The 24,390-nt window shown below is 60.0% G+C and carries 24 protein-coding genes; 10 read left to right on the top strand and 14 right to left on the bottom strand.

Features of this window, described 5'->3' with window-relative positions:
- Positions 1-42 precede the first annotated feature (42 nt).
- The 5 genes from purB to AB4N92_RS00590 form a co-directional block, all read right to left on the bottom strand.
- Positions 43-1,413 (bottom strand): adenylosuccinate lyase, encoded by a 1,371-nt coding sequence (gene purB / locus AB4N92_RS00610; RefSeq protein WP_010209589.1) that lies wholly within the window; start codon positions 1,411-1,413, stop codon positions 43-45.
- A 125-nt stretch (positions 1,414-1,538) separates the two neighbouring features.
- Complete coding sequence (gene hflD / locus AB4N92_RS00605) at positions 1,539-2,162, bottom strand: high frequency lysogenization protein HflD (RefSeq protein WP_021492762.1); 624 nt, start codon at positions 2,160-2,162, stop codon at positions 1,539-1,541.
- Positions 2,159-3,283 carry a tRNA 2-thiouridine(34) synthase MnmA gene (gene mnmA / locus AB4N92_RS00600; RefSeq protein WP_010209592.1) on the bottom strand — a complete coding sequence of 375 codons (1,125 nt, stop codon included), beginning with the start codon at positions 3,281-3,283 and terminating at the stop codon, positions 2,159-2,161. Before mnmA ends, hflD begins: the two co-directional genes overlap by 4 nt.
- A gap of 59 nt (positions 3,284-3,342) precedes the next feature.
- Positions 3,343-3,789: an NUDIX hydrolase gene (locus tag AB4N92_RS00595; RefSeq protein WP_010209593.1), complete on the bottom strand. Its 447-nt coding sequence runs from the start codon at positions 3,787-3,789 to the stop codon at positions 3,343-3,345.
- A 226-nt stretch (positions 3,790-4,015) separates the two neighbouring features.
- Complete coding sequence (locus AB4N92_RS00590; RefSeq protein WP_236266943.1) at positions 4,016-6,241, bottom strand: NADP-dependent isocitrate dehydrogenase; 2,226 nt, start codon at positions 6,239-6,241, stop codon at positions 4,016-4,018.
- A gap of 493 nt (positions 6,242-6,734) precedes the next feature.
- On the opposite strand from AB4N92_RS00590, the gene icd reads away from it, so the two are divergent.
- A complete protein-coding gene (icd, locus tag AB4N92_RS00585; RefSeq protein WP_010209595.1) occupies positions 6,735-7,991 on the top strand; it encodes an NADP-dependent isocitrate dehydrogenase in 1,257 nt (418 codons plus the stop codon).
- 81 nt (positions 7,992-8,072) lie between these two features.
- Here the strand turns inward: icd and cspD are convergent, their stop codons facing one another.
- Entirely contained in the window at positions 8,073-8,351 is a 279-nt protein-coding gene (cspD, locus tag AB4N92_RS00580; protein ID WP_029529108.1) for a cold shock domain-containing protein CspD, read from the bottom strand.
- 224 nt (positions 8,352-8,575) lie between these two features.
- Between cspD and clpS the strand changes: the two genes are divergently transcribed.
- Positions 8,576-8,944 (top strand): ATP-dependent Clp protease adapter ClpS, encoded by a 369-nt coding sequence (clpS, locus tag AB4N92_RS00575; RefSeq protein WP_010209597.1) that lies wholly within the window; start codon positions 8,576-8,578, stop codon positions 8,942-8,944.
- 29 nt (positions 8,945-8,973) lie between these two features.
- Entirely contained in the window at positions 8,974-11,244 is a 2,271-nt protein-coding gene (gene clpA, locus AB4N92_RS00570) for an ATP-dependent Clp protease ATP-binding subunit ClpA (RefSeq protein ID WP_010209598.1), read from the top strand.
- A gap of 253 nt (positions 11,245-11,497) precedes the next feature.
- Here clpA and infA read toward each other — a convergent pair whose 3' ends face one another.
- The 3 genes from infA to aat form a co-directional block, all read right to left on the bottom strand.
- Positions 11,498-11,716, bottom strand: a complete 219-nt coding sequence (gene infA, locus AB4N92_RS00565; RefSeq protein ID WP_002553999.1) for a translation initiation factor IF-1 — start codon at positions 11,714-11,716, stop codon at positions 11,498-11,500.
- Between the two features lie 100 nt (positions 11,717-11,816).
- Positions 11,817-12,524 (bottom strand): arginyltransferase, encoded by a 708-nt coding sequence (locus AB4N92_RS00560; RefSeq protein WP_010209600.1) that lies wholly within the window; start codon positions 12,522-12,524, stop codon positions 11,817-11,819.
- 55 nt (positions 12,525-12,579) lie between these two features.
- On the bottom strand, positions 12,580-13,260 hold the full coding sequence (gene aat / locus AB4N92_RS00555) for a leucyl/phenylalanyl-tRNA--protein transferase (protein WP_045791934.1): 681 nt from the start codon (positions 13,258-13,260) through the stop codon (positions 12,580-12,582).
- A 245-nt stretch (positions 13,261-13,505) separates the two neighbouring features.
- Between aat and AB4N92_RS00550 the strand changes: the two genes are divergently transcribed.
- From AB4N92_RS00550 to cysG, 7 genes are read left to right on the top strand one after another with little or no spacing between them, the layout of a single operon-like run.
- Entirely contained in the window at positions 13,506-13,781 is a 276-nt protein-coding gene (locus tag AB4N92_RS00550; RefSeq protein ID WP_137205507.1) for a hypothetical protein, read from the top strand.
- A complete protein-coding gene (locus AB4N92_RS00545; protein ID WP_010209603.1) occupies positions 13,756-16,164 on the top strand; it encodes a DNA translocase FtsK in 2,409 nt (802 codons plus the stop codon). Before AB4N92_RS00550 ends, AB4N92_RS00545 begins: the two co-directional genes overlap by 26 nt.
- A gap of 54 nt (positions 16,165-16,218) precedes the next feature.
- Positions 16,219-16,842: an outer membrane lipoprotein chaperone LolA gene (gene lolA / locus AB4N92_RS00540; RefSeq protein WP_010209605.1), complete on the top strand. Its 624-nt coding sequence runs from the start codon at positions 16,219-16,221 to the stop codon at positions 16,840-16,842.
- Positions 16,843-16,852: 10 nt separating this feature from the next.
- Positions 16,853-18,175, top strand: a complete 1,323-nt coding sequence (locus AB4N92_RS00535; RefSeq protein WP_010209607.1) for a replication-associated recombination protein A — start codon at positions 16,853-16,855, stop codon at positions 18,173-18,175.
- Complete coding sequence (gene crcB / locus AB4N92_RS00530; RefSeq protein WP_042572146.1) at positions 18,175-18,549, top strand: fluoride efflux transporter CrcB; 375 nt, start codon at positions 18,175-18,177, stop codon at positions 18,547-18,549. The genes AB4N92_RS00535 and crcB overlap by 1 nt, the downstream gene beginning before the upstream one ends.
- A gap of 16 nt (positions 18,550-18,565) precedes the next feature.
- Positions 18,566-19,846: a serine--tRNA ligase gene (serS, locus tag AB4N92_RS00525; protein WP_176332166.1), complete on the top strand. Its 1,281-nt coding sequence runs from the start codon at positions 18,566-18,568 to the stop codon at positions 19,844-19,846.
- Complete coding sequence (gene cysG / locus AB4N92_RS00520) at positions 19,847-21,241, top strand: siroheme synthase CysG (RefSeq protein WP_021492757.1); 1,395 nt, start codon at positions 19,847-19,849, stop codon at positions 21,239-21,241.
- 105 nt (positions 21,242-21,346) lie between these two features.
- Here cysG and AB4N92_RS00515 read toward each other — a convergent pair whose 3' ends face one another.
- The 5 genes from AB4N92_RS00515 to tusC all read right to left on the bottom strand — a co-directional run bounded on the left by AB4N92_RS00515 (position 21,347) and on the right by tusC (position 24,389).
- Positions 21,347-22,342: a glutathione S-transferase family protein gene (locus AB4N92_RS00515; protein ID WP_154847085.1), complete on the bottom strand. Its 996-nt coding sequence runs from the start codon at positions 22,340-22,342 to the stop codon at positions 21,347-21,349.
- An 88-nt stretch (positions 22,343-22,430) separates the two neighbouring features.
- Positions 22,431-23,432 (bottom strand): glycosyl transferase family protein, encoded by a 1,002-nt coding sequence (locus AB4N92_RS00510; RefSeq protein ID WP_021492755.1) that lies wholly within the window; start codon positions 23,430-23,432, stop codon positions 22,431-22,433.
- Positions 23,429-23,764: a TusE/DsrC/DsvC family sulfur relay protein gene (locus AB4N92_RS00505; RefSeq protein WP_047540918.1), complete on the bottom strand. Its 336-nt coding sequence runs from the start codon at positions 23,762-23,764 to the stop codon at positions 23,429-23,431. Before AB4N92_RS00505 ends, AB4N92_RS00510 begins: the two co-directional genes overlap by 4 nt.
- The gene (gene tusB, locus AB4N92_RS00500; protein WP_010209618.1) at positions 23,761-24,039 is read right to left on the bottom strand and encodes a sulfurtransferase complex subunit TusB; all 279 of its coding nucleotides are present in this window, start codon (positions 24,037-24,039) and stop codon (positions 23,761-23,763) included. Before tusB ends, AB4N92_RS00505 begins: the two co-directional genes overlap by 4 nt.
- Positions 24,039-24,389, bottom strand: a complete 351-nt coding sequence (tusC, locus tag AB4N92_RS00495; RefSeq protein ID WP_042572148.1) for a sulfurtransferase complex subunit TusC — start codon at positions 24,387-24,389, stop codon at positions 24,039-24,041. Before tusC ends, tusB begins: the two co-directional genes overlap by 1 nt.
- Position 24,390 lies beyond the last annotated feature (1 nt).

Below are 24,390 nucleotides of genomic sequence, written 5' to 3'. Positions count from 1 at the left end.
AAACGCCCGGCGCGGCCGGGCGTCTCAAAGGTCTAGCGATGATCAGATGCGCTTGGCTTGCTCTACAGCGTTGCCGATGTAGTTGGCCGGGGTGAGCAGTTTCAGCTCGGCCTTGGCCGCGGCTGGCATGTCCAGGCCGTCGATGAAAGTTTGCAGTGCTTCTGGGCTGATGCCCTTGCCGCGCGTCAATTCCTTCAGCTTCTCGTACGGGTTTTCGATGTTGTAGCGGCGCATCACGGTCTGGATCGGCTCGGCCAATACTTCCCAGCACGCGTCCAGGTCAGCGGCAATCTTTTGCTCGTTGAGCTCGAGTTTGCTGATGCCTTTGAGGCTGGCTTCGTACGCGATCACGCTATGGGCAAAACCCACGCCGAGGTTGCGCAGCACGGTGGAGTCGGTCAGGTCGCGCTGCCAGCGGGAAATCGGCAACTTGCTGGCCAGGTGCTGGAACAGGGCATTGGCGATGCCGAGGTTGCCTTCGGAGTTTTCGAAGTCGATCGGGTTGACCTTATGCGGCATGGTCGACGAACCGATTTCACCGGCAATGGTGCGCTGCTTGAAGTAGCCCAGGGAGATGTAGCCCCAGATATCGCGATCGAAATCGATCAGGATGGTGTTGAAGCGCGCAATGGCGTCGAACAGCTCGGCGATGTAGTCGTGCGGTTCGATCTGCGTGGTGTACGGGTTGAAGCCCAGGCCCAGCTCGTCTTCGATGAAGGCGCGGGCGTTGGCTTCCCAGTCGATCTCTGGGTAGGCCGACAGGTGGGCGTTGTAGTTGCCTACGGCGCCGTTGATCTTGCCCAGCAGCGGCACGGCCGCGACTTGAGCGATCTGGCGCTCCAGGCGGTACACCACGTTAGCCAGTTCTTTGCCCAGGGTGGTCGGCGACGCCGGCTGGCCGTGAGTGCGCGACAGCATCGGTACGTCGGCGAAACGGATGGCCAGTTCGCGGATGGCGTTGGCGGTTTGGCGCATCAGCGGCAGCATCACGTCATCACGGCCTTCGCGCAGCATCAGGGCGTGGGACAGGTTGTTGATGTCCTCGCTGGTGCAGGCAAAGTGGATGAACTCGCTGACCTGGGCCAGTTCCGGCAGCTTCGCCGCTTGCTCTTTGAGCAGGTATTCGATGGCTTTTACGTCGTGGTTGGTGGTGCGCTCGATCTCTTTCACACGCTCGGCGTGCTCCAGGGAGAAGTTTTCCGCCAGGGTGTTCAGCACAGCGTTGGCTTCGGCGGAGAACGCCGGCACTTCGCTGATGGCGGGGTGAGCGGCCAGGCGCTGGAGCCAGCGCACTTCAACCAGGACACGAGCGCGGATCAGGCCGTACTCGCTGAAAATAGGGCGCAGGGCCTGGGTTTTGCCGGCGTAGCGGCCGTCAACAGGGGAAACCGCAGTGAGCGAAGAGAGCTGCATGGGGTGTTCTCGGACAGTCGGGCAACGAAATGGGGCGCGTATCATACATGAAAAAATCCGCCGGTCCGTTGCCAACTGACCGGCGTATTACGCGTAACGGCTTGAAAATGGCTTGCTTATGCGACTTATTCGTTGCGCATCAACGGGTAAAGCTCTTTGAGCAATTTGCGTCGGCTGATCACCAGCTGCCAACGATGACCGCCCAACTGGCGCCACAACCGCGCCGAACGAATACCGGCCAGGAGCAAGGCGCGGATTTTCGAGGCGTTGTTCGGTTGCTGCAGGTTGCGCATGTCACCGTGCACCTGGATGCGCTGCCGCAAGGTGCTCAAGGTGTCCTGGTACAGCGCACCGCAGGCTGCGATCACGTTTTCGTGGGCCGGGCCGAAGTGTTCCACCTGGGACTGAATCTGTGGCAGGCGCTTGCCGATGACCTCCAGCATGTCGTCGCGCTTGGCCAGTTGACGCTCAAGACCGAGCATCGACAGAGCGTAGCGCAACGGCTCGCGCTGCAAGGTGCTTGGGTCGCGCTCAAGCGCGCCGATCAGCGCGCGATAGCCTTCACGCAGCGCCAGATCGTCACCGCCGTAGACCTCCAGGGTGTCCTTGGGGTCGCGGATCAGTAGGCTGCCAAGCATGCAGGTGAGGCCGGCTTCAGTGACCTGGCCGGTCTTGGCGATCTTGTCCACCAGCACGGCGGAGAGAAAAACCCCGCCGAGTGCCGTCAATTGCTCCTGGGTCGGGCTCATGCCGGGTTGCTCCAGGCTTCGGCAACTTCTATCACGCCGCCGCCCAGGCAGATTTCGCCGTCGTAGAACACCACGGACTGGCCAGGCGTGACGGCGCGTTGCGGGTCGTCAAAGATGGCGCGGTAACCGGTGGCGGTTTTTTCCAGGGTGCAAGGCTGGTCGCTCTGGCGATAACGCACTTTGGCCGTCAGGCGGCGCGGGGTGCTCAGGTCGATCGGGTTGACCCAGTAGATTTCCGAGGCGAGCAGGGCGCCGGAAAACAGCAGTGGATGCTCGTTGCCCTGGCCGACGATCAGCTCGTTGTGTTCCAGGTCCTTGATCAGCACGTACCACGGCTCTTCACCAGCGTCTTTCAGGCCGCCGATGCCCAGGCCCTGGCGTTGGCCGATGGTGTGGTACATCAGGCCATGGTGGCGGCCGATGACTTCACCCTCGGTGGTCTTGATCTCGCCCGGTTGTGCTGGCAGGTATTGTTTGAGGAAGTCGCTGAAGCGGCGTTCGCCGATAAAGCAGATGCCGGTGGAATCCTTCTTCTTGGCGGTGGCCAGGCCGTGTTTCTCGGCGATTCTGCGCACTTCGGGCTTTTCCAGCTCGCCCACCGGGAACAGGGTCTTGGCGATCTGTTCACCACCGACGGCGTGCAGGAAGTAGCTCTGGTCCTTGTTCGGGTCCAGGCCCTTGAGCAATTCGGTACGACCATCGATGTCGCGTCGGCGCACGTAGTGGCCAGTGGCAATCAGGTCGGCCCCGAGCATCATGGCGTAGTCGAGGAACGCCTTGAACTTGATCTCGCGGTTGCACAGGATGTCCGGGTTCGGCGTGCGGCCGGCCTTGTATTCGGCCAGGAAGTGCTCGAACACGTTGTCCCAGTACTCGGCGGCGAAGTTCGCGGTGTGCAGCTTGATACCGATCTTGTCGCACACGGCCTGGGCGTCTGCCAGGTCGTCCATGGCGGTACAGTATTCCGTTCCATCGTCTTCCTCCCAGTTCTTCATGAACAGGCCTTCCACCTCATATCCCTGCTCCATCAGCAGAACGGCGGAAACGGAAGAGTCCACGCCGCCGGACATGCCGACGATGACGCGCTTCTTTTGTGTGTCAGAAGGGGCTGGATCACGCATAGGATTTCAACGGGTGTCTTGAAAAAGGACGCGATTCTATCAGGCTCAGGCCTTCAAGGCTAAAGAGAAGGGCGGATCAATTCGAGACTGTGGCGATGGCCGGCCAGATAATCATCGATGCAGCGGATGATCAGCTCGCTGCGCCAGTCGTCGCGCAAGGCCATCAGCTCGTCACGGGTCAGCCAGCGAGCACGCAGGATGCCTTCATCGAGTTGATAGTCTGGATGGTGTTTCAAGGCGTTGGCGATGAAACAGACCCGTTGATAAGTCACCCCATTGCTGGGGGCGGTGTACAGGTAGATCCCGACAATACCGGTGGCTTCGACGTCCCAGCCGGTTTCTTCGAGGGTTTCGCGCACGGCGGCCTCGGTCAGGGTTTCATGCGGGTCCAGGTGGCCCGCCGGCTGGTTGAGCACGGCGCGGCCACCCTTGAGTTCTTCGACCATCAAGAAGCGGCCGTTGTCTTCGACGATGGTGGCGACGGTGATGTGGGGTTGCCAGGTCATTCAAAACCTCGATTCGAGATGCGACGGTCTTTGGGCAGGATTGCAGTCAGTGTGGGGGCGGGCTTGCTCGCGAATGCAATGGGTCAGATATGCATCGGGCGACTGGCACACCGCATTCGCGAGCAAGCCCGCTCCCACACTTTGATCCGGTTTGCTCAGCAAAACGGCAGTGTCCTGAAACAGAAACCCCGGCACAGGGCCGGGGCTTCTTTGCATCCTTACAACCTTACTTCAACTTGGCAATGGCCGCGTTGAGGGTGGTGCTTGGGCGCATGGCCTTGCTGGTCAGCTCCGGGTTCGGCGCGTAGTAGCCGCCGATGTCCACTGGCTTGCCCTGTACGGCGTTCAGCTCGGCAACGATAGTCGCCTCGTTTTCGCTCAGGGTTTTAGCCAGTTCGCCAAACTGCGCTTGCAGTGCAGTGTCTTCGGTCTGGGCAGCCAGGGCTTGAGCCCAGTACAGCGCCAGGTAGAAGTGGCTGCCGCGGTTGTCGATGTTGCCGACTTTGCGCGATGGCGACTTGTTGTTGTCGAGGAACTGGCCGGTGGCCTGGTCCAGGGTCTTGGACAGTACCAGGGCTTTCGGGTTGTTGTACGTCACACCCAAATGCTCAAGGGAGGCGGCCAGGGCCAGGAACTCGCCCAGGGAGTCCCAGCGCAGGAAGTTCTCTTCCACCAGTTGCTGCACGTGCTTCGGTGCCGAACCGCCGGCGCCGGTTTCGAACAGGCCGCCGCCGTTCATCAGCGGCACGATGGACAGCATCTTGGCGCTGGTGCCCAGTTCCATGATCGGGAACAGGTCGGTCAGGTAGTCACGCAGTACGTTGCCGGTTACCGAGATGGTGTCCAGGCCCTTGCGGGTGCGCTCCAGGGTGAACTTCATCGCGTCGACGGGCGACATGATGCGGATGTCCAGGCCTTCGGTGTTGTAGTCTTTCAGGTAAGCCTGAACTTTCTCGACCACGACGCCGTCGTGAGCACGCTGTGGGTCCAGCCAGAAAATCGCTGGGGTGTTGCTGGCGCGGGCGCGGTTGACGGCCAGTTTGACCCAATCCTGGATCGGTGCGTCTTTGGTCTGGCACATGCGGAAGATGTCGCCGGCTTCGACCTTCTGTTCCATCAGCAGGCTGCCCTTGCTGTCGGTGACGCGGACTACGCCGTCAGCCTTGATCTGGAAGGTCTTGTCGTGGGAGCCGTACTCTTCGGCTTTCTTCGCCATCAGGCCAACGTTTGGCACGCTGCCCATGGTGGTTGGGTCGAAAGCGCCATTGGCCTTGCAGTCTTCGATGACCGCCTGGTAGATGGTGGCGTAGCAGCGATCCGGGATCACAGCCTTGGTGTCGTGCAGCTGGCCATCGGTGCCCCACATCTTGCCGGAGTCACGGATCATGGCCGGCATCGAGGCGTCGACGATCACGTCGCTCGGCACGTGCAGGTTGGTGATGCCTTTGTCAGAGTTGACCATCGCCAGGGAAGGGCGAGCGGCATAAACAGCCTGGATGTCCGCTTCGATCTGTGCTTGCTGCTCGGCCGGCAGGGCCTTGATGCGAGCGTACAGGTCGCCGATGCCGTTGTTCAGGTTGAAGCCGATCTGCTCCAGCACGGTAGCGTGCTTGGTCAGGGCGTCTTTATAGAACTCGGCAACGATCTGGCCGAACATGATCGGGTCGGAGACCTTCATCATGGTGGCTTTCAGGTGAACCGACAGCAGCACGCCTTGTTTCTTGGCGTCTTCGATTTCAGCGGCGATGAACGCGCGCAGGGCTTTCTTGCTCAGTACAGCGGTGTCGATGATCTCGCCGGCCTGTGCCGAAGTCTTTTCCTTCAGGACGGTGGCGGTGCCGTCTTGGGCGATCAGCTCGATTTTGACAGCGTCAGCGGCTTCGATCTGTACGGCTTTTTCGCTGCCGTAGAAATCGCCATTGTTCATGTGGGCAATGTGCGACTTGGAGTCGGCAGCCCAGGCGCCCATCTTGTGCGGGTGCTTGCGCGCGTAGTTCTTGACCGACAGCGGTGCGCGGCGGTCGGAGTTGCCTTCGCGCAGTACCGGGTTCACGGCGCTGCCCTTGACCTTGTCGTAACGTGCACGGGTTTCTTTTTCCGCGTCGGTGGTTACGGTTTCCGGGTAGTCCGGCAGGGCATAGCCCTGGGCCTGCAGTTCCTTGATCGCGGCTTGCAGCTGCGGGGTCGAGGCGCTGATGTTAGGCAGCTTGATGATGTTGGCTTCAGGCGTAACGGCCAGGTCGCCCAGTTCGGCGAGGTGGTCCGGGATAGCCTTGGCGCCCAGTTGCTCGGGGAAGCTTGCGAGGATGCGCGCGGCGAGGGAGATGTCGCGGGTTTCCACGGCAATATCAGCGGAAGCGGTGAAGGCCTCTACGATAGGCAGCAGTGAATAGGTGGCGAGGGCCGGGGCTTCGTCGGTGAAGGTGTAGATGATCTTCGAGCGGGTGGGCATATTCGGATTAACTCTCTTCTTTGCTGAAAGCGTGCGCAGAAACTCGAGATGCGCCGGGTGGAGCGCGTTCGTTCAAAGTCATCCATGAGCGAAATGTCGAGGTTTCTTCGCGGTGATGTTGGGTTGCATCAGTCGAGCGTCAAGCGTTTGGACTATTGTAATAGTCCTGCTTTCTGGCTGAAGGCTACTATCTAGAGCGGTCAGCCGTCGTGACTCTTTGGTCAGCGGCGGCATTATACATAGGTCGCTATGCTTACGCTGAGCCTTCATACAAAAGGTGTGTCGTCCATTGGTCTAAAGGTCGCAGGGCAGAAGTTGCTACCAAAGTCGCACGTTGTGCTCAATATTGGCGATTTTGCCTTTTCTTTCAGGCTTGTAGGCGACAAATTATGCTGTTTTCGATGCAAATGAGCATGGCGTGAGGTTTCAGTCGCCATTTATCTGGAGTAGGCTCGAACGCAGCCAGATGTTCAATCCATAGATGGAGTTCAGCATGGGATACAAGAAGATTCAGGTTCCGGCAGTCGGCGACAAAATCACCGTCAACGCAGACCATTCTCTCAATGTTCCTGACCAACCGATCATCCCTTACATCGAAGGTGACGGTATCGGCGTCGACATCAGCCCGGTGATGATCAAGGTGGTCGACGCAGCTGTTGAAAAGGCCTACGGCGGCAAGCGCAAGATCTCATGGATGGAGGTGTATGCCGGTGAGAAGGCGACTCAAGTCTACGACCAGGACACCTGGCTGCCCCAGGAAACCCTGGATGCGGTCAAGGATTATGTGGTTTCCATCAAGGGGCCGCTGACCACCCCCGTCGGTGGCGGCATCCGTTCGCTGAACGTAGCCCTGCGCCAACAGCTCGACCTGTATGTGTGCTTGCGCCCGGTGCGCTGGTTCGAAGGCGTGCCTAGCCCGGTCAAGAAGCCTGGCGATGTGGACATGACCATCTTCCGCGAAAACTCCGAAGACATTTACGCCGGGATCGAATGGAAGGCCGGTTCGGCCGAAGCGATCAAGGTAATCAAGTTCCTCAAGGAAGAAATGGGCGTCACCAAGATCCGTTTCGACCAGGATTGCGGGATTGGTATCAAGCCGGTATCGCTGGAAGGCACCAAGCGCCTGGCACGCAAGGCCCTGCAATACGTAGTGGATAACGATCGCGACTCGCTGACCATCGTGCACAAAGGCAACATTATGAAGTTCACCGAAGGGGCCTTCAAGGAATGGGCCTACGAAGTGGCGGCTGAAGAGTTTGGCGCGACCCTGCTGGATGGCGGTCCGTGGATGCAGTTCAAGAACCCGAAGACCGGCAAGAACGTGGTGGTCAAGGATGCGATTGCTGACGCCATGCTTCAGCAGATCCTGCTACGTCCGGCCGAGTATGACGTGATCGCGACCCTCAACCTGAACGGCGACTACCTGTCCGATGCCTTGGCGGCGGAGGTGGGTGGTATCGGTATTGCGCCGGGTGCGAACCTGTCGGACACCGTGGCGATGTTCGAAGCGACCCACGGTACTGCGCCTAAATATGCGGGCAAGGACCAGGTCAATCCGGGCTCCCTGATTTTGTCGGCTGAGATGATGCTGCGTCACATGGGCTGGACCGAGGCTGCGGATCTGATCATCAAGGGCACCAATGGTGCGATTTCTGCCAAGACGGTAACTTATGACTTCGAGCGCCTTATGGACGGCGCGAAGCTGGTGTCGTCGTCCGGCTTTGGTGATGCGTTGATTTCGCATATGTAATCACGCAGGCATAAAAAACGGCCATCTCAAGTTGATTGGGATGGCCGTTTTTTTATAACGCGCTGGACGCTCGGCGGCTGATCAGGCCGTTTGTTTCTTTTCTACGCCGCTCGCACGTACTGCCGGGCTCGCATCGGCTTCTGCTTTCACCGTATCGATATTCGCGGCGTGCAGCCCCTTGGGGCCTTGAATGATATCAAAGGTGACCGGTTGTCCCGCTTTCAGCGTTTTGTAACCATCCATGATAATCGCTGAGTAATGCGCAAAAAGGTCCTCGCTTTTTCCTTCTTCGTTAACAAAACCATATCCCTTGGCATTGTTGAACCACTTGACCTTGCCTTTGATCTTGACGCCAGACATACCCATATCCCTCTGCACCAGACTCCATCACTGGAGTATCATCCAGTTTATCCGTCCTAACCCGAATAAATAAGGTTGACTGCGCGGACCTTTTTTACCCACTGTGGGTTCTATTGGTTGTAACACCGTTTCGCCGATAGTCAAGGCGACCAGTCGGTCAGAGTTGAAATTCTGACAGGTCGCCCCCACCACTGTATTTGAACCACTGACGAACCTTTCTTTCCATGCATGCAAACAGCCAGATTCGACTAACATTCAATCAGGATCGACCGGATCAGGAACCTGATGACGACGGTTCTGCAGGCATTGCTGTTCAGGAGGCCAAGCCTGCCTTACAGGCGCCGCCGATGTACAAGGTGGTTTTGTTCAACGATGACTACACACCGATGGATTTCGTGGTCGAAGTGCTCGAGGTGTTTTTTAACCTGAACCGCGAGTTGGCGACCAAGGTAATGCTGGCCGTTCACACAGAAGGACGGGCAGTATGTGGAGTGTTTACCCGCGACATCGCCGAGACAAAGGCCATGCAGGTCAACCAGTACGCCAGGGAAAGCCAGCATCCGCTACTCTGTGAAATCGAGAAGGACGGTTAACGCCGACCACTTGGGTATGAGGTGAAGCTATGTTAAACCGCGAGCTCGAAGTCACCCTCAATCTTGCCTTCAAGGAGGCTCGTTCGAAGCGTCATGAATTCATGACCGTCGAGCACCTGCTGCTGGCACTTTTGGATAACGAAGCTGCCGCTACCGTTCTACGTGCGTGCGGCGCCAACCTCGACAAACTCAAGCATGACCTGCAGGAGTTTATCGACTCCACGACGCCACTTATTCCAGTCCACGATGAAGACCGTGAAACCCAGCCAACCCTGGGCTTCCAGCGGGTGCTTCAGCGTGCCGTGTTCCATGTTCAGAGCTCCGGTAAGCGTGAAGTCACAGGCGCCAATGTGCTGGTGGCGATTTTCAGCGAGCAGGAAAGCCAGGCAGTGTTCCTGCTGAAACAGCAGAGCGTTGCCCGTATCGATGTCGTCAACTACATCGCCCACGGTATCTCCAAGGTACCCGGGCACGGCGATCATTCCGAGGGTGAGCAGGATATGCAGGACGACGAGGGCGGTGAGTCTTCTTCTTCGGGCAATCCACTGGATGCCTATGCCAGCAACCTCAACGAACTGGCGCGCCAGGGGCGGATCGATCCGCTGGTGGGGCGAGAGCTTGAGGTCGAGCGTGTAGCGCAGATCCTTGCGCGTCGTCGCAAGAACAACCCGTTGCTGGTGGGTGAGGCAGGCGTGGGCAAGACCGCGATTGCCGAAGGCCTGGCCAAGCGCATCGTCGATAACCAGGTGCCGGACCTGCTGGCCAACAGCGTCGTCTACTCCTTGGACCTGGGCGCGTTGCTCGCGGGGACCAAGTACCGTGGTGATTTCGAGAAGCGCTTCAAGGCGCTGCTCGGCGAGCTGAAAAAACGTCCGCAGGCGATCCTGTTCATCGACGAAATCCACACCATCATTGGGGCCGGCGCGGCGTCCGGTGGCGTGATGGATGCTTCCAACCTGCTCAAACCGCTGCTGTCTTCGGGTGATATCCGTTGCATCGGTTCGACCACGTTCCAGGAATTCCGCGGCATCTTCGAGAAAGACCGTGCCCTGGCGCGTCGCTTCCAGAAAGTCGACGTTTCCGAGCCTTCGGTTGAAGACACCATCGGTATCCTGCGGGGGCTCAAAGGGCGTTTCGAAGCGCACCATGGCATCGAGTACACCGATGAAGCACTGCGCTCCGCCGCCGAGCTGGCGTCGCGCTACATCAATGACCGTCACATGCCGGACAAGGCCATCGATGTGATCGATGAGGCAGGGGCTTACCAGCGCCTGCAGCCGGTCGAGAAGCGTGTGAAGCGCATCGACGTGCCTCAGGTCGAGGACATTGTCGCGAAGATCGCGCGGATTCCGCCAAAACACGTCAACAGTTCCGATAAGGAGTTGCTGCGTAACCTGGAGCGCGACCTCAAGCTCACCGTGTTCGGCCAGGATGCGGCCATCGATGCGTTGTCCACCGCGATCAAGCTGTCCCGTGCGGGCCTCAAGTCGCCGGACAAGCCTGTCGGTTCGTTCCTGTTCGCAGGCCCGACCGGCGTCGGCAAGACCGAAGCGGCGCGGCAGCTGGCCAAGGCCATGGGCATTGAACTGGTGCGTTTCGACATGTCCGAGTACATGGAGCGTCACACCGTGTCGCGCCTGATCGGTGCGCCTCCGGGCTATGTCGGCTTCGATCAGGGCGGTCTGCTGACCGAAGCGATCACCAAGCAACCGCATTGCGTGCTGCTGCTCGATGAAATCGAGAAGGCCCACCCGGAAGTCTTCAACCTGCTGCTGCAGGTAATGGATCACGGAACCCTGACCGACAACAACGGACGCAAGGCGGACTTCCGCAATGTGATCGTGATCATGACCACCAACGCCGGTGCCGAAACGGCTGCGCGGGCTTCGATCGGCTTCAGCCATCAGGATCACTCTTCCGATGCGATGGAAGTGATCAAGAAGAGCTTCACGCCGGAATTCCGCAACCGTCTGGACACCATTATCCAGTTTGGTCGCCTCAGTCATGAGGTCATCAAGAGCGTGGTGGACAAGTTCCTTACCGAACTTCAGGCGCAGTTGGAAGACAAGCGCGTGCAGTTGGAGGTTACGGACGCGGCGCGCAGTTGGCTGGCGCAAGGTGGTTACGATGCGGCAATGGGCGCACGCCCAATGGCGCGTCTGATCCAGGACAAGATCAAGCGGCCATTGGCCGAAGAAATCCTGTTCGGCGAGCTTTCCGATCATGGCGGCGTGGTGCATATCGACCTGAAGGATGGCGAGCTGACCTTCGAGTTCGAGACCACGGCTGAAATGGCCTGATAGCGGTTGCAACAAAGCAAAAGGCGCCGAAAGGCGCCTTTTTGCTGTCTCTGATTGTGCAGCGCGGTCTTCAGGTCAATAAAGATCAAATGTGGGAGCTGGCTTGCCTGCGATAGCGGTGGATCAGGAAAGGGTTCCTTGGCTGACACACCGCTATTGCAGGCAGGCCAGCTCCCACAGGGTTGACCAGTATCTGCCAAATCGCACACACACAAAAACGCCCGGCATAACCGGGCGTCTTGTATTGACTTGCTTAGCGAGCGCGGTAAGTGATGCGCCCTTTACTCAAGTCATAGGGCGTCAGCTCGACGCGCACTTTGTCACCGGTAAGAATACGAATGTAGTTCTTGCGCATCTTGCCGGAGATATGCGCGGTTACGACGTGCCCATTTTCCAACTCCACACGAAACATGGTGTTGGGCAGGGTGTCGACGACAGTGCCTTCCATTTCGAAGCTGTCTTCTTTCGACATGCAGTAAAGCCCTCGGTATCCAGTGAATGGCCCGGTGCAACTGCGCCAGGCAAAAGCGGCGTGCATTGTGCCCGAAAAAGGGTGTTTAAGCCAAGGGGTTCTAGTTAAGCACGACCCATCTTTGATTAATTAGCAGTTCTATGGGCCGATATTGGGTCTTGTAGTTCATCTTTTTGCAGTTCTTGATCCAGTAGCCGAGGTACACAGCTTCCAGTTCCAGGCGTAAGGCTTCGCCAATTTGCCAGAGGATTGCAAAGCGTCCCAGGCTGCGGCGCTCTTCGCCGGGCTCGTAAAAGGTGTAGACCGCCGACAGGCCGTTAGGCAGTAAATCGGTCACGGCCACCGCCAGCAACCGGCCGTCGGCGCGAAACTCATAGAAGCGCGAGAACGGCAGGTCGCGTACCAGGAACGTGGAGAACTGGTCGCGACTGGGCGGAAACATATCGCCATCGGCATGGCGCTCTTCGATGTAGCGCTGGTACAGGTCGAAGTACTCTTCGGTGAACCGTGGCTTGGTTGGCATCACCGTCAGGTCGGCATTGCGCTTGAGGATGCGTTTCTGGTTGCGGTCCGGCAGAAACTGCGCCACGGGAATACGCGCCGGGACGCAGGCATTACAGTTCTGGCAATGAGGCCGGTACAGATGATCGCCGCTGCGCCGAAAGCCCATCTCCGACAGGTCGGCATACACATGCACGTCCATAGGCTGGCTGGGGTCGAGGAACAGTGTGGTGGCCTGCTCGTCGGGCAGATAGCTGCAAGAGTGGGGTTGAGTGGCATAAAACTTCAAACGCGCCAACTCGGTCATGATCAACCCTCGGATAAGCTTTGAAATAAGTGTAAGCCAGGAGCGCGGAAGTCGCCTAGGAAACCCACGGTCCAGCGTTGGGCTGGTCCAGATGGTCGCGCAGGAAACCTGCGAAGTCGCTGCGGGATATGGCGCGGGCACCCAGGCTATGGAGGTGATCGTTGGGCATTTGGCAGTCGATCAGTACAAAGCCCCAGGCCTGCAGTTGTCGGGTGAGTGTGGCAAAGCCGAATTTCGAGGCATTGTCGGCGCGGCTGAACATGGACTCGCCAAAAAACAGCTGGCCCATCGCCAGGCCATACAGCCCGCCCACCAGCGTGCCGTTGTCCCAAACCTCCACCGAATGGGCGTAGCCGCGCTGGTGGAGCGTCAGGTAAGCGCTCTGGATACTTTCGGTGATCCAGGTGCCGTCGGCATAAGCACGCGGTGCCGCGCAGGCCTGAATGACCGCCGCGAAATCCTGATCGAAGGTCACGGTGTAGCGCTGCTGGCGCAACAGTTTGCCCAGGCTTCGGGAGACATGCAGCTCGTCGGGGAATATGACGGTGCGCGGGTCGGGCGACCACCAGAGGATCGGCTGGCCCTCCGAAAACCACGGGAAGCAACCGTGGCGGTAGGCTTGTACCAGGCGCTCGGCCGACAGGTCGCCGCCGGCAGCCAGCAGACCATTGGGTTCGCGCATCGCCTTGGCGAGTGGAGGGAATGTCAGTGAATCGCGTTGTAACCAGGTCAGCATGGCATCCAGGCTTACGGAAGGGGAGGGAGTGGCAGGTATGGCACCTGCTTGCGCAGTGCTGATTATTGTCGACATGGGGCCATCGGGCCAGCCCGAATCGGCCATTGGCGTGGATTAGCGTGAGCAGGTGTTTCTGCAACTCTGTGTCGGGGACGTGGTCGTAATCGGGCCTGTGCGATGCAGGCCATTTGCCAAGCTTGCCTTGATTGACAAAAACAGCGCATAAGCCTTTGTCAGCAAAGGCAATGCATGCTCAAATTGAACATGTTGTGACAAAAATTTGGCTAGGCTGCCGAGTGAAGGGCAAGGGCGTGGCATCGCCGGCACAAACCCGTACAATGCGGGCATTGTGGCGCTTTCGTCATTTCATCCAGCAAGCGCCCAATGTTAAAAGTAGATTCAACGACGCACGTTCATTTTTCAGCTGCTCGGATTGGGCAGTATTTGCAGTCATTCAACAGATGGACGCGCTAAAGGCGCAGGAAAAGACCCGTTTTGAAGAAATCCGCCGCAACACCTAAAGCAGCAGTCGTGCCGGCCTGGCGCCAGCACCTGCACTATCGCCTCAAGGAAGGTGCGCTGATCGCTATCGGCGCCCTGTGCCTGTTCCTGATGATGGCCTTGCTCACTTACGGCAAGGACGATCCGGGCTGGAGCCACAACAGCAAGATCGAAGACGTGCAGAACTTCGGTGGGCCTGCCGGTTCCTACAGCGCCGATATCCTGTTCATGGTGCTGGGCTACTTCGCCTATATCTTCCCGTTGCTGCTGGCGATCAAGACCTGGCAGATCTTCCGCCAGCGCCACGAGCCGTGGCAGTGGAGCGGCTGGCTGTTTTCCTGGCGCTTGATCGGCCTGGTGTTCCTGGTGCTGTCCGGCGCGGCGCTGGCGCATATCCATTTTCATGCACCGACCGGCCTGCCGGCGGGCGCGGGCGGGGCGCTGGGCGAAAGCCTCGGCGACCTGGCGCGCAAGACCCTGAATATCCAGGGCAGCACCCTGATGTTTATCGCCTTGTTCCTGTTCGGCCTCACCGTGTTCACCGACCTGTCGTGGTTCAAGGTGATGGACGTGACCGGCAAGATCACCCTCGACCTGCTGGAACTGTTCCAGGGCGCTGCCAACCGCTGGTGGGCGGCCCGTGTCGATCGCAAGCGCATGGTCGCCCAATTGCGCGAGGTGGACACCCGCGTCAACGAGGTCGTGGCCCCGAGCACGCCGGATCGGCGCGAGCAGGCCAAGGTCAAGGAGCGCCTGATAGAGCGCGAGCAGGCCCTGAGCAAACACATGTCGGACCGCGAGAAGCAGGTACCGCCGGTGATCGCGCCGGCTCCGCCCAAGGCTCCCGAGCCGAGCCACCGCGTGCAGAAAGAGAAACAGGCGCCGCTGTTCATCGACAGTGCCGTCGAAGGTACTTTGCCGCCGATCTCGATCCTCGACCCGGCCGAAAAGAAACAACTCAACTATTCACCGGAATCCCTGGCGGCCGTCGGTCACCTGTTGGAAATCAAGCTCAAGGAATTCGGCGTCGAAGTGTCGGTGGACTCGATCCACCCCGGCCCGGTGATCACCCGTTACGAAATCCAGCCGGCCGCCGGTGTGAAGGTCAGCCGCATCTCCAACCTGGCCAAGGACCTGGCCCGTTCCCTGGCCGTGACCAGTGTGCGCGTAGTGGAAGTCATCCCCGGCAAGACCACCGTGGGTATCGAGATTCCCAACGAAGACCGTCAGATCGTGCGCTTCTCCGAAGTGCTGTCGACGCCTGAATATGACAACTTCAAGTCGCCGGTGACCCTGGCCCTGGGCCACGACATCGGCGGCAAGCCGGTGATCACCGACCTGGCGAAGATGCCTCACCTGCTGGTGGCCGGTACTACCGGTTCCGGTAAGTCGGTGGGTGTGAACGCGATGATCCTGTCGATCCTGTTCAAGTCCGGCCCGGAAGACGCCAAGCTGATCATGATCGACCCGAAAATGTTGGAGTTGTCGATCTACGAAGGGATCCCGCACCTGCTGTGCCCAGTGGTTACCGACATGAAGGACGCCGCCAACGCCCTGCGCTGGAGCGTGGCCGAGATGGAGCGCCGCTACAAGCTGATGGCGAAGATGGGCGTGCGTAACCTGTCGGGCTTCAACGCCAAGATCAAGGAAGCCCACGACCGCGGCGAGACCATTGATGACCCGTTGTACAAGCGCGAAAGCATTCATGACGAAGCGCCGAAACTGACCAAGCTGCCGACTATCGTGGTGGTGGTCGACGAATTCGCCGACATGATGATGATCGTCGGCAAGAAGGTCGAAGAACTGATCGCACGTATCGCCCAGAAGGCCCGTGCGGCCGGTATCCACTTGATTCTCGCGACCCAGCGTCCGTCGGTGGACGTGATCACGGGTTTGATCAAGGCCAACATTCCCACGCGTATGGCGTTCCAGGTGTCGAGCAAGATCGACTCACGGACCATCATCGATCAGGGCGGCGCCGAACAATTGCTGGGCCACGGTGACATGCTCTACATGCCGCCGGGCACCAGCCTGCCGATCCGGGTCCACGGCGCCTTTGTTTCCGATGACGAAGTGCACCGCGTGGTGGAGGCCTGGAAGCTGCGCGGCGCACCCGAGTACAACGACGACATCCTCAACGGCGTCGAAGAAGCCGGCAGCGGTTTTGAAAACGGCGGCGGCGGTGGTGACGACGATGCTGAAACCGACGCGCTATACGACGAGGCCGTGGCCTTTGTGCTGGAGAGTCGTCGCGCCTCGATTTCTGCGGTGCAGCGGAAACTGAAAATCGGCTACAACCGCGCCGCCCGCATGATCGAAGCCATGGAGATGGCGGGTGTCGTCACCGCAATGAACACCAACGGTTCGCGTGAAGTGATCGCCCCCGGGCAGATGCGCGACTGATCCCGCACCGCGTGGCAACACGCGGCGCGCCCTGAATAATCAATGAGGACTCCCATGCGCCTTATCCGCATGCTGTTGTTGCCGGCACTGGCCCTGACTGCTGTTTCGGCTCACGCTGACCCGGCCTCCGTCGCGAGCCTGAAGAACCTGTTGGACAAATCCCAGACCCTGACCGCGCGCTTCTCCCAGCTGACCCTGGATGCCGGCGGCACCCAGTTGCAGGAAACCGCAGGCGAAATGGCCGTGCAGCGTCCTGGCCTGTTCTACTGGCACACCGAAGGCAAGGCCGAGCAGACCATCGTGTCCGACGGCCAGAAGGTGACCCTGTGGGACCCTGACTTGCAGCAGGCGACCATCAAGAAGCTGGACCCGCGCCTGAACCAGACCCCGGCGCTGCTGCTCTCGGGTGATGTGTCGAAGATCAACGACAGCTTCGACATCACCTCCAAGCAAACCAGCAACGTGATCGAGTTCACCCTCAAGCCGAAATCCAAGGACACGCTGTTCGATACGCTGTCCCTGTCGTTCGGCAATGGCGTGATCAACAATATGCGCCTGGTCGACAGTGTCGGCCAACGCACCGACATACTGTTCTCCGGGGTCAAGGCCAACCAGCCTGTGCCCGCCGCCAAGTTCAAGTTCGACATCCCCAAGGGTGCCGACGTGATCCAGGAATAACACGCTGCCCATGGACCTGTTTCGAAGTGACCCGATTGCCCAGCCATTGGCCGCACGCTTGCGTTCGACCAACCTGGATGAGTACGTCGGTCAGGAACACCTGCTTGCTCGCGGTAAGCCTTTGCGCGAAGCCCTGGAGCAGGGGGCGCTGCACTCGATGATTTTCTGGGGGCCGCCGGGGGTGGGCAAGACGACCCTGGCGCGGCTGCTGGCGAAGGTCTCGGATGCGCACTTCGAAACGGTCTCGGCGGTACTGGCTGGGGTCAAGGAGATCCGCCAGGCGGTGGAAGTCGCCAAGCAGCAGGCCGGGCAGTACGGCAAGCGCACCATCCTGTTTGTCGATGAAGTGCACCGCTTCAACAAATCGCAGCAGGATGCGTTTTTGCCCTATGTGGAAGATGGCACGCTGATTTTTATCGGCGCCACCACCGAAAACCCTTCGTTTGAATTGAACAACGCCTTGCTCTCTCGCGCGCGGGTCTATGTGCTGAAAAGCCTGGACGAAGCGGCGATGCAGAAATTGCTGCAGCGCGCCCTGAGTGAAGACAAAGGCCTGGGCAAGCGGCAACTTCGCGTCAGCGAAGAGGGCTTCAAGATCCTGCTGACCGCCGCCGATGGTGATGGTCGCCGCTTTCTCAACCTGGTGGAGAACGCTTCCGACCTGGCCGAAGACGGCAGCGAGATTGGCGTCGACCTCCTGCAAAGCCTGCTCGGCGACACGCGCCGTCGTTTCGACAAGGGCGGCGAAGCCTTCTACGACCAGATCTCGGCCTTGCATAAATCCGTACGCGGCTCCAACCCGGACGGCGCGCTGTACTGGTTCGCGCGCATGATCGACGGCGGCTGCGACCCGCTCTACCTGGCACGCCGCGTGGTACGCATGGCCAGCGAAGACATCGGCAACGCCGACCCACGCGCACTGAGCCTGTGCCTCGCCGCCTGGGACGTGCAGGAGCGCCTCGGCAGCCCGGAAGGCGAGCTGGCAGTGGCCCAGGCCATCACTTACCTGGCCTGCGCGCCGAAAAGCAACGCGGTGTACATGGGCTTCAAGTCGGCCTTGCGCGCCGCCGCCGAATACGGCTCCCTCGAAGTGCCGATGCACCTGCGCAACGCGCCGACCAAGCTGATGAAACAACTGGGTTATGGGGATGAATACCGCTACGCCCACGATGAGCCGGACGCCTATGCGGCCGGTGAAGACTACTTCCCCGATGACCTTGAGCCACTCCCGCTCTATCAGCCGGTGCCCCGTGGCCTGGAGCTGAAGATCGGTGAAAAGCTCAATCACCTCGCCGAACTCGATCGACTCAGCCCTAAACAACGGAGAAAGTAGTGTTCAAGACGATTCTAGCCGTGTCCGCAGCCGGCATCGCTGGTACATTATTGCGTTTCGCCACTAGCACCTGGGTCAGCGCCAACTGGCCGAAGCATTTTTATGCGGCGACCCTGGCGGTCAACCTGGTGGGCTGTTTGATCATCGGGCTGTTGTATGGCTGGTTCCTGTTGCGCCCGGAAGTACCGATTGAAATTCGGGCTGGCTTGATTGTCGGCTTTGTAGGCGGTCTGACGACCTTTTCATCCTTTTCACTGGATACGCTGCGCCTGCTGGAAAGCGGGCAGGCCCTGATAGCCTTCGGGTACCTGGGCATCAGCGTGTTCGGCGGGCTGCTCGCCACCTGGGCTGGCCTGTCCTTGACCAAACTTTGATAAACGAGAGACCGACATGCTCGATTCCAAACTGTTACGTAGCAACCTTCAGGACGTAGCGGACCGCCTGGCATCCCGTGGCTTTGCCTTGGATGTTGCGCGCATCGAAGCGCTGGAAGAACAGCGCAAGACCGTCCAGACCCGCACCGAAGCACTGCAGGCTGAACGTAATGCGCGTTCCAAATCCATCGGTCAGGCCAAGCAGCGCGGTGAAGACATCGCGCCGCTGATGGCGGATGTCGAGCGCATGGGCACTGAGCTGTCCGACGGTAAAGTCGAGCTGGAAAAAATCCAGTCCGAGTTGGATTCGATCCTGCTGGGCATCCCCAACATCCCGCACGAATCCGTGCCGATTGGCGAAGATGAAGACGGTAACGTCGAAGTGCGTCGCTGGGGCACGCCACCCGCCTTTGATTTCGAGATCAAGGACCACGTCGCCCTGGGCGAATTGACCGGCGGCCTGGATTTCGAAACTGCGGCCAAGATGTCCGGCGCGCGCTTTGCCTTGCTGCGCGGTCCGATTGCGCGCATGCACCGTGCCCTGGCGCAGTTCATGATCAACCTGCACACCGGCGAGCACGGTTACGAAGAAGCCTACACCCCGTATCTGGTGCAGGCGCCGGCGTTGATGGGCACCAGCCAGTTACCGAAGTTCGAAGAGGACCTGTTCAAGATCAGCCGCGACGGCGAAGCCGACCTGTACCTGATTCCGACCGCCGAAGTGTCGCTGACCAACATCGTCGCCGGCGAGATCCTCGACGCCAAGCAACTGCCGATCAAGTTCGTGGCCCACAGCCCGTGCTTCCGCAGCGAAGCCGGCGCATCGGGCCGTGACACCCGCGGCATGATCCGCCAGCACCAGTTCGACAAGGTCGAGATGGTGCAAGTGGTCGAGCCGTCGACGTCCATGGAAGCCCTGGAAGGCCTGACCGCCAACGCCGAACGCGTCCTGCAATTGCTGGAGCTGCCGTACCGTGTGCTGGCGCTGTGCACCGGCGACATGGGTTTCAGCGCCGTGAAGACCTACGACCTTGAAGTGTGGGTGCCGAGCCAGGACAAGTACCGCGAGATTTCGTCGTGCTCCAACTGCGGTGATTTCCAGGCCCGTCGCATGCAGGCGCGTTTCCGTAACCCGGAAACCGGCAAGCCGGAGCTGGTGCATACCCTTAACGGTTCCGGCCTGGCGGTAGGCCGTACCCTGGTGGCAGTGCTGGAAAACTACCAGCAGGCTGACGGTTCGATCCGTGTACCGGAAGTGCTCAAGCCTTACATGGCGGGCGTTGAGGTCATCCGCTAAATGGAATTTCTGCCGCTGTTTCATAACCTGCGCGGCAGTCGTGTGTTGGTCGTCGGTGGCGGGGAGATTGCCTTGCGCAAATCCCGGCTGCTGGCCGATGCCGGTGCGTTGCTGCGGGTGGTTGCTCCCCAGATCGAAGACCAGTTGCGTGAACGGGTACTGGAGAGTGGCGGGGAGTTGATTTTGCGCGGTTATCAGGAGGCGGACCTCGACGGTTGCACCCTGATCATCGCGGCCACGGACGACGAGCCGCTGAACGCGCAAGTGTCCAGCGATGCCAAGCGCCGTTGCGTGCCGGTTAACGTGGTGGATGCGCCAGCCTTGTGCAGCGTGATCTTCCCGGCGATTGTTGACCGTTCACCGTTGGTGATCGCAGTGTCCAGCGGCGGCGATGCGCCGGTGCTGGCACGCCTGATCCGAGCGAAGCTGGAAACCTGGATTCCGTCCACCTATGGTCAGTTGGCGGGGTTGGCGGCGCGTTTTCGTGCCCAGGTCAAAGGCTTGTACCCGGATGTTCAGCAGCGTCGTGCGTTTTGGGAAGAGGTTTTCCAGGGCCCGATCGCCGACCGCCAGTTGGCCGGGCAGGGTGATGAAGCCGAACGCTTGCTGGTCGAGAAGGTCAACGGCGCGCCACCCTACGCGCCGGGCGAAGTCTATTTGGTGGGCGCAGGGCCGGGTGATCCCGACCTGCTGACCTTCCGCGCCCTGCGCCTGATGCAGCAAGCCGACGTGGTGCTGTATGACCGCCTGGTCGCTCCGGCGATTCTCGAACTGTGCCGCCGTGATGCCGAGCGAATTTATGTCGGCAAGCGTCGTGCCGATCATGCCGTGCCGCAAGACCAGATCAACCAGCAACTGGTGGATTTGGCCAAGCAAGGCAAGCGAGTGCTGCGCCTCAAAGGTGGCGACCCGTTTATCTTTGGCCGGGGTGGCGAAGAGATCGAGGAGTTGGCTGCCCACGGCATCCCGTTCCAGGTCGTACCGGGAATCACCGCAGCCAGTGGTTGCGCGGCCTATGCCGGGATTCCGCTGACTCACCGTGACTATGCCCAGTCGGTACGTTTTATCACCGGGCATTTGAAGAACGGGACGTCAGACCTGCCTTGGCAGGATCTGGTGGGGCCGTCGCAGACCCTGGTGTTCTACATGGGTTTGATTGGCTTGCCGATCATCTGTGAGCAACTGATCAAGCACGGGCGTGCATCGGACACCCCCGCAGCGCTGATCCAGCAGGGCACCACGTCCAACCAGCGTGTATTTACCGGCACCCTGGCGGACCTGCCGCGGCTGGTGGCGGAGCATGAAGTGCATGCGCCGACACTGGTGATCGTCGGTGAGGTGGTGGTGTTGCGCGAGAAGCTCAAGTGGTTTGAAGGCGCGCAGTCCCAGGTTTGAGCCTTAAAAGCATCGGGAGCAAGCCCCCTCTCATATTGGAATGCATGCCAATGTGAGAGGGGGCTTGCTCCCGATGACGCCTTCAGACACAACACTGCATCTGGATCAGCCCCAGACAGCTCTGCCGTTTAGCCGCCCACGATCATGCGCAGTATCAAACGCTTGTAACGGCCCCTTCGGCACAATCCCCGTCGGGTTGATCGTGCGGTGACTGGCATAGTAATGCCCTTTGATATGCTCGAAATCCACCGTCTCGGCCACCCCCGGCCACTGATACATCTCCCTCAGCCAATTCGACAGGTTCGGATAGTCCGCAATCCTGCGCAGGTTGCATTTGAAGTGGCTGTAATACACCGCATCAAAGCGAATCAGCGTGGTGAACAGCCGTACATCCGCCTCGGTCAGGTATTCACCGACCAGGTAGCGATGGTCACCCAGATGATGTTCCAGGTGATCCAGCTCGGCAAACACATCCTCAAACGCACTGTCATACGCCTGCTGCGACGTGGCAAAGCCTGCGCGGTATACGCCGTTGTTCACGGCGGGGTAGATGCGCTCGTTCAGCGCGTCGATGGTCGCGCGCAGCGGCTCGGGGTAGAAGTCGAGGGTATTGCCGGTCAACTCATTGAACGCGCTGTTGAACATGCGGATGATCTCCGCCGATTCATTGCTGACGATGCGCTTGAGCTTCTTGTCCCACAGCACTGGTACGGTGACGCGCCCGGTGTAATCGGCAGTGTCAGCGGTGTAGCGCTGGTGCATGAAGTCAAAATCATCCAGCTTGTCGCCGGTCGAGCCGTGGGCCTTGTCGAAGGTCCAGCCGTTTTCCAGCATCAGCCAACTGACCACAGATACATCAATCAGGCTTTCCAGGCCCTTGAGCTTGCGCAGGATCAGGGTGCGATGGGCCCACGGGCAGGCGAGGGAGACGTAGAGATGATAACGGCCGGCCTCGGCCTTGAAACCGCCTTCGCCGCTCGGGCCTGGCGCGCCGTCGGCGGTCACCCAGTTCCGGCGTTGCGCCTGTTCCCGTTGGAATGCGCCGTCTGCGCTACTTTCGTACCACTGGTCTTTCCAGTGTCCTTCGATCAGCAAACCCATGACTGGCTCCTCGACTATTAAGCGTTGGAGCCCAGTCTAAAGGGCTGAGTTCGAACTAAAAGCGCAAAGACCGGGCGTTAATGATCGATTAAATCGATTTGTCTCGCGCATCCCAGTATTGCTGGGCCAGGATGAACGCCTGTTCGCGTGAATGGCCAAGGCCGCGCAACGCCAGGGCCATGGTCGCGATCAAGGCCAATTGCGGATAACTGTCTTCGACATCACCGCGCCACAACGCCTTCAGGTGTTCCGGTTCGAGTGTGGCCGGTTTGACGTGGCGTTGGGCGGAGAGGGCGGCCCACTCCTCGTCCCAGCTTTCGCCGCCGGTGGTGCCGTACAGGTGGCTCGCCGAGTCAGGGTTGATCTCGATCTCGCCGCCATCACCCTTCACCACGATTACGTTGTCGCCGAGCAGGCCGCTGGCATCGCGGTGCACGCCCTGGTAACCGGGGTGGAAAATACTTTGCAGGCCCAGGCGGGCATTCAGGGGGTTGAGCAAACGCGCCAGGGAGTGGATCGGCGAGCGCAGGCCCAGGGTGTTGCGCAGGTCGATCATGCGTTGCAGTTGCGGCGCCCAGTCACCCAGCGGGATAAACGCCAGGTTGCCTTGCGTGTAGGCGCTCTCGACCTGCTGCCAGTTACGGCATAGCGGGATCTGCAAACCTTCCAGCAATTGCTCGGTGTACAGCCGCCCCGCCGTGTGTGCGCCGCCGCCGTGCATGAGAATACGCACGCCATTTTGCGCCAGGCACTTGGCCGCCAGCAGATACCACGGCAGATGGCGCTTCTTTCCGGCATAGGTTGGCCAGTCGACATCCACGTTCAGCGCCGGGGCGGCCAGGCGTTCGCGCACGGCCTCAGTGAAACCGGCGAGTTCTTCCGGGCTTTCCTCCTTGTGGCGCAGCAGCATCAGGAAGGCGCCGAGCTGGGTGTCTTCGACTTTTTCGTCGAGCAACATGCCCATGGCTTCGCGCGCTTCCTCGCGGGTGAGGTTGCGCGCACCGCGCTTGCCTTTGCCCAGGATGCGCACGAACTGCGCAAACGGGTGCTCGGCAGGGGTTTCGAGGGTCAGCGGGGCAAAGTCGGTCATAAGCAATTCGTCGGCCTGGGCAGGCCCGCCAGTTTGGCGGCGAGTTTGGCGGGAGTGCCGTTGAACAGTTTGTTGAGGTGCAGGCTGTTGCCCTTTTCCGGGCCGAGTTTCAAGGCCGTGTACTTGATCAACGGGCGTGTGGCCGGTGACAGCTGGAATTCGGCATAAAACTGGCGCAGCAATTCGAGGATTTCCCAGTGGGCCTCGGTCAGCTCCAAAGCTTCGGCGGCGGCGAGGGCATTGGCGACGTCAGTGGACCAGTCGTCCAGGTGGGCCAGGTAGCCGTCCTTGTCCAGTTCCAGGGTGCGTGCGCCTACGGTCAGGGTGTTCATAGCCAGGTGTTGACCTTGTCGTAGTCAATCGACAATTGCACGAAGCCTGGGTAGTCCACGCTGTCGGCCCAGTCCGGGAGCGGCAGATTGCGGGCCTGCATGTCTTCGGCCAGCACAAACACCTTCACGCCCTTTGTTTGCAGCGCCGCGTTGTGCAGCCCATAGGCGCCATCGCCGCAGAGCAGGATGGCGTCCGTGGCGCCGCAGATGCGCAGGCAGCTTGCGAGGCGGCTATCGGTAAACGGGGAATGGGATACCACATGTAGAGTCGACATCAGAGGGTAATCACCTGGTCGTAACGGTCAATCAGTTCGCAGATCGCTGCAGTGTCCAGCGGCTGGGCGTTGGCGGGTGTTGAGAGGCCGCGCTCGGCCAGGCTGTGGCTGCAGGCGAACACTTCATCAATGCCGAACAGACCCAGTGCTTGAAGGTTGGCGCTGAGGTCTTTTTGCTGCACGGCTTTGGCGTCCTGGTGCGGCGCGAGCTGGAACACACCGTCATCGAGGAACAGCAGGCCGATCGGCAGATCGAAAGCGCCGCCGGCCAACACGATGTCCAGCGTTTCGCGGGCGCTTGGCCCGGACCACGGCGACTGGCGGTTGATCACCAAAAGAGATTTGGACATA

Source organism: Pseudomonas sp. S3_A09 (genome assembly GCF_054668065.1).
The sequence above is the reverse complement of the archived record's forward strand: the minus strand, read 5'-3'. Positions and strand labels throughout refer to the sequence as shown.

What these genes read in the sequence shown, in the direction of transcription:
- AB4N92_RS00505 (WP_047540918.1), bottom strand. Translation starts at nt 23,764, where the DNA reads ATGAACACCCTGACCGTAGGCGCACGCACCCTGGAACTGGACAAGGAC.
- AB4N92_RS00590 (WP_236266943.1), bottom strand. Translation starts at nt 6,241, where the DNA reads ATGCCCACCCGCTCGAAGATCATCTACACCTTCACCGACGAAGCCCCG.
- AB4N92_RS00550 (WP_137205507.1), top strand. Translation starts at nt 13,506, where the DNA reads ATGCATGCTCAAATTGAACATGTTGTGACAAAAATTTGGCTAGGCTGC.
- cysG (WP_021492757.1), top strand. Translation starts at nt 19,847, where the DNA reads ATGGAATTTCTGCCGCTGTTTCATAACCTGCGCGGCAGTCGTGTGTTG.
- infA (WP_002553999.1), bottom strand. Translation starts at nt 11,716, where the DNA reads ATGTCGAAAGAAGACAGCTTCGAAATGGAAGGCACTGTCGTCGACACC.
- hflD (WP_021492762.1), bottom strand. Translation starts at nt 2,162, where the DNA reads ATGAGCCCGACCCAGGAGCAATTGACGGCACTCGGCGGGGTTTTTCTC.
- mnmA (WP_010209592.1), bottom strand. Translation starts at nt 3,283, where the DNA reads ATGCGTGATCCAGCCCCTTCTGACACACAAAAGAAGCGCGTCATCGTC.
- AB4N92_RS00515 (WP_154847085.1), bottom strand. Translation starts at nt 22,342, where the DNA reads ATGGGTTTGCTGATCGAAGGACACTGGAAAGACCAGTGGTACGAAAGT.
- purB (WP_010209589.1), bottom strand. Translation starts at nt 1,413, where the DNA reads ATGCAGCTCTCTTCGCTCACTGCGGTTTCCCCTGTTGACGGCCGCTAC.
- AB4N92_RS00560 (WP_010209600.1), bottom strand. Translation starts at nt 12,524, where the DNA reads ATGACCGAGTTGGCGCGTTTGAAGTTTTATGCCACTCAACCCCACTCT.
- clpS (WP_010209597.1), top strand. Translation starts at nt 8,576, where the DNA reads ATGCATGCAAACAGCCAGATTCGACTAACATTCAATCAGGATCGACCG.
- tusC (WP_042572148.1), bottom strand. Translation starts at nt 24,389, where the DNA reads ATGTCCAAATCTCTTTTGGTGATCAACCGCCAGTCGCCGTGGTCCGGG.
- icd (WP_010209595.1), top strand. Translation starts at nt 6,735, where the DNA reads ATGGGATACAAGAAGATTCAGGTTCCGGCAGTCGGCGACAAAATCACC.
- clpA (WP_010209598.1), top strand. Translation starts at nt 8,974, where the DNA reads ATGTTAAACCGCGAGCTCGAAGTCACCCTCAATCTTGCCTTCAAGGAG.
- cspD (WP_029529108.1), bottom strand. Translation starts at nt 8,351, where the DNA reads ATGTCTGGCGTCAAGATCAAAGGCAAGGTCAAGTGGTTCAACAATGCC.
- serS (WP_176332166.1), top strand. Translation starts at nt 18,566, where the DNA reads ATGCTCGATTCCAAACTGTTACGTAGCAACCTTCAGGACGTAGCGGAC.
- AB4N92_RS00510 (WP_021492755.1), bottom strand. Translation starts at nt 23,432, where the DNA reads ATGACCGACTTTGCCCCGCTGACCCTCGAAACCCCTGCCGAGCACCCG.
- AB4N92_RS00535 (WP_010209607.1), top strand. Translation starts at nt 16,853, where the DNA reads ATGGACCTGTTTCGAAGTGACCCGATTGCCCAGCCATTGGCCGCACGC.
- aat (WP_045791934.1), bottom strand. Translation starts at nt 13,260, where the DNA reads ATGCTGACCTGGTTACAACGCGATTCACTGACATTCCCTCCACTCGCC.
- AB4N92_RS00595 (WP_010209593.1), bottom strand. Translation starts at nt 3,789, where the DNA reads ATGACCTGGCAACCCCACATCACCGTCGCCACCATCGTCGAAGACAAC.
- lolA (WP_010209605.1), top strand. Translation starts at nt 16,219, where the DNA reads ATGCGCCTTATCCGCATGCTGTTGTTGCCGGCACTGGCCCTGACTGCT.
- tusB (WP_010209618.1), bottom strand. Translation starts at nt 24,039, where the DNA reads ATGTCGACTCTACATGTGGTATCCCATTCCCCGTTTACCGATAGCCGC.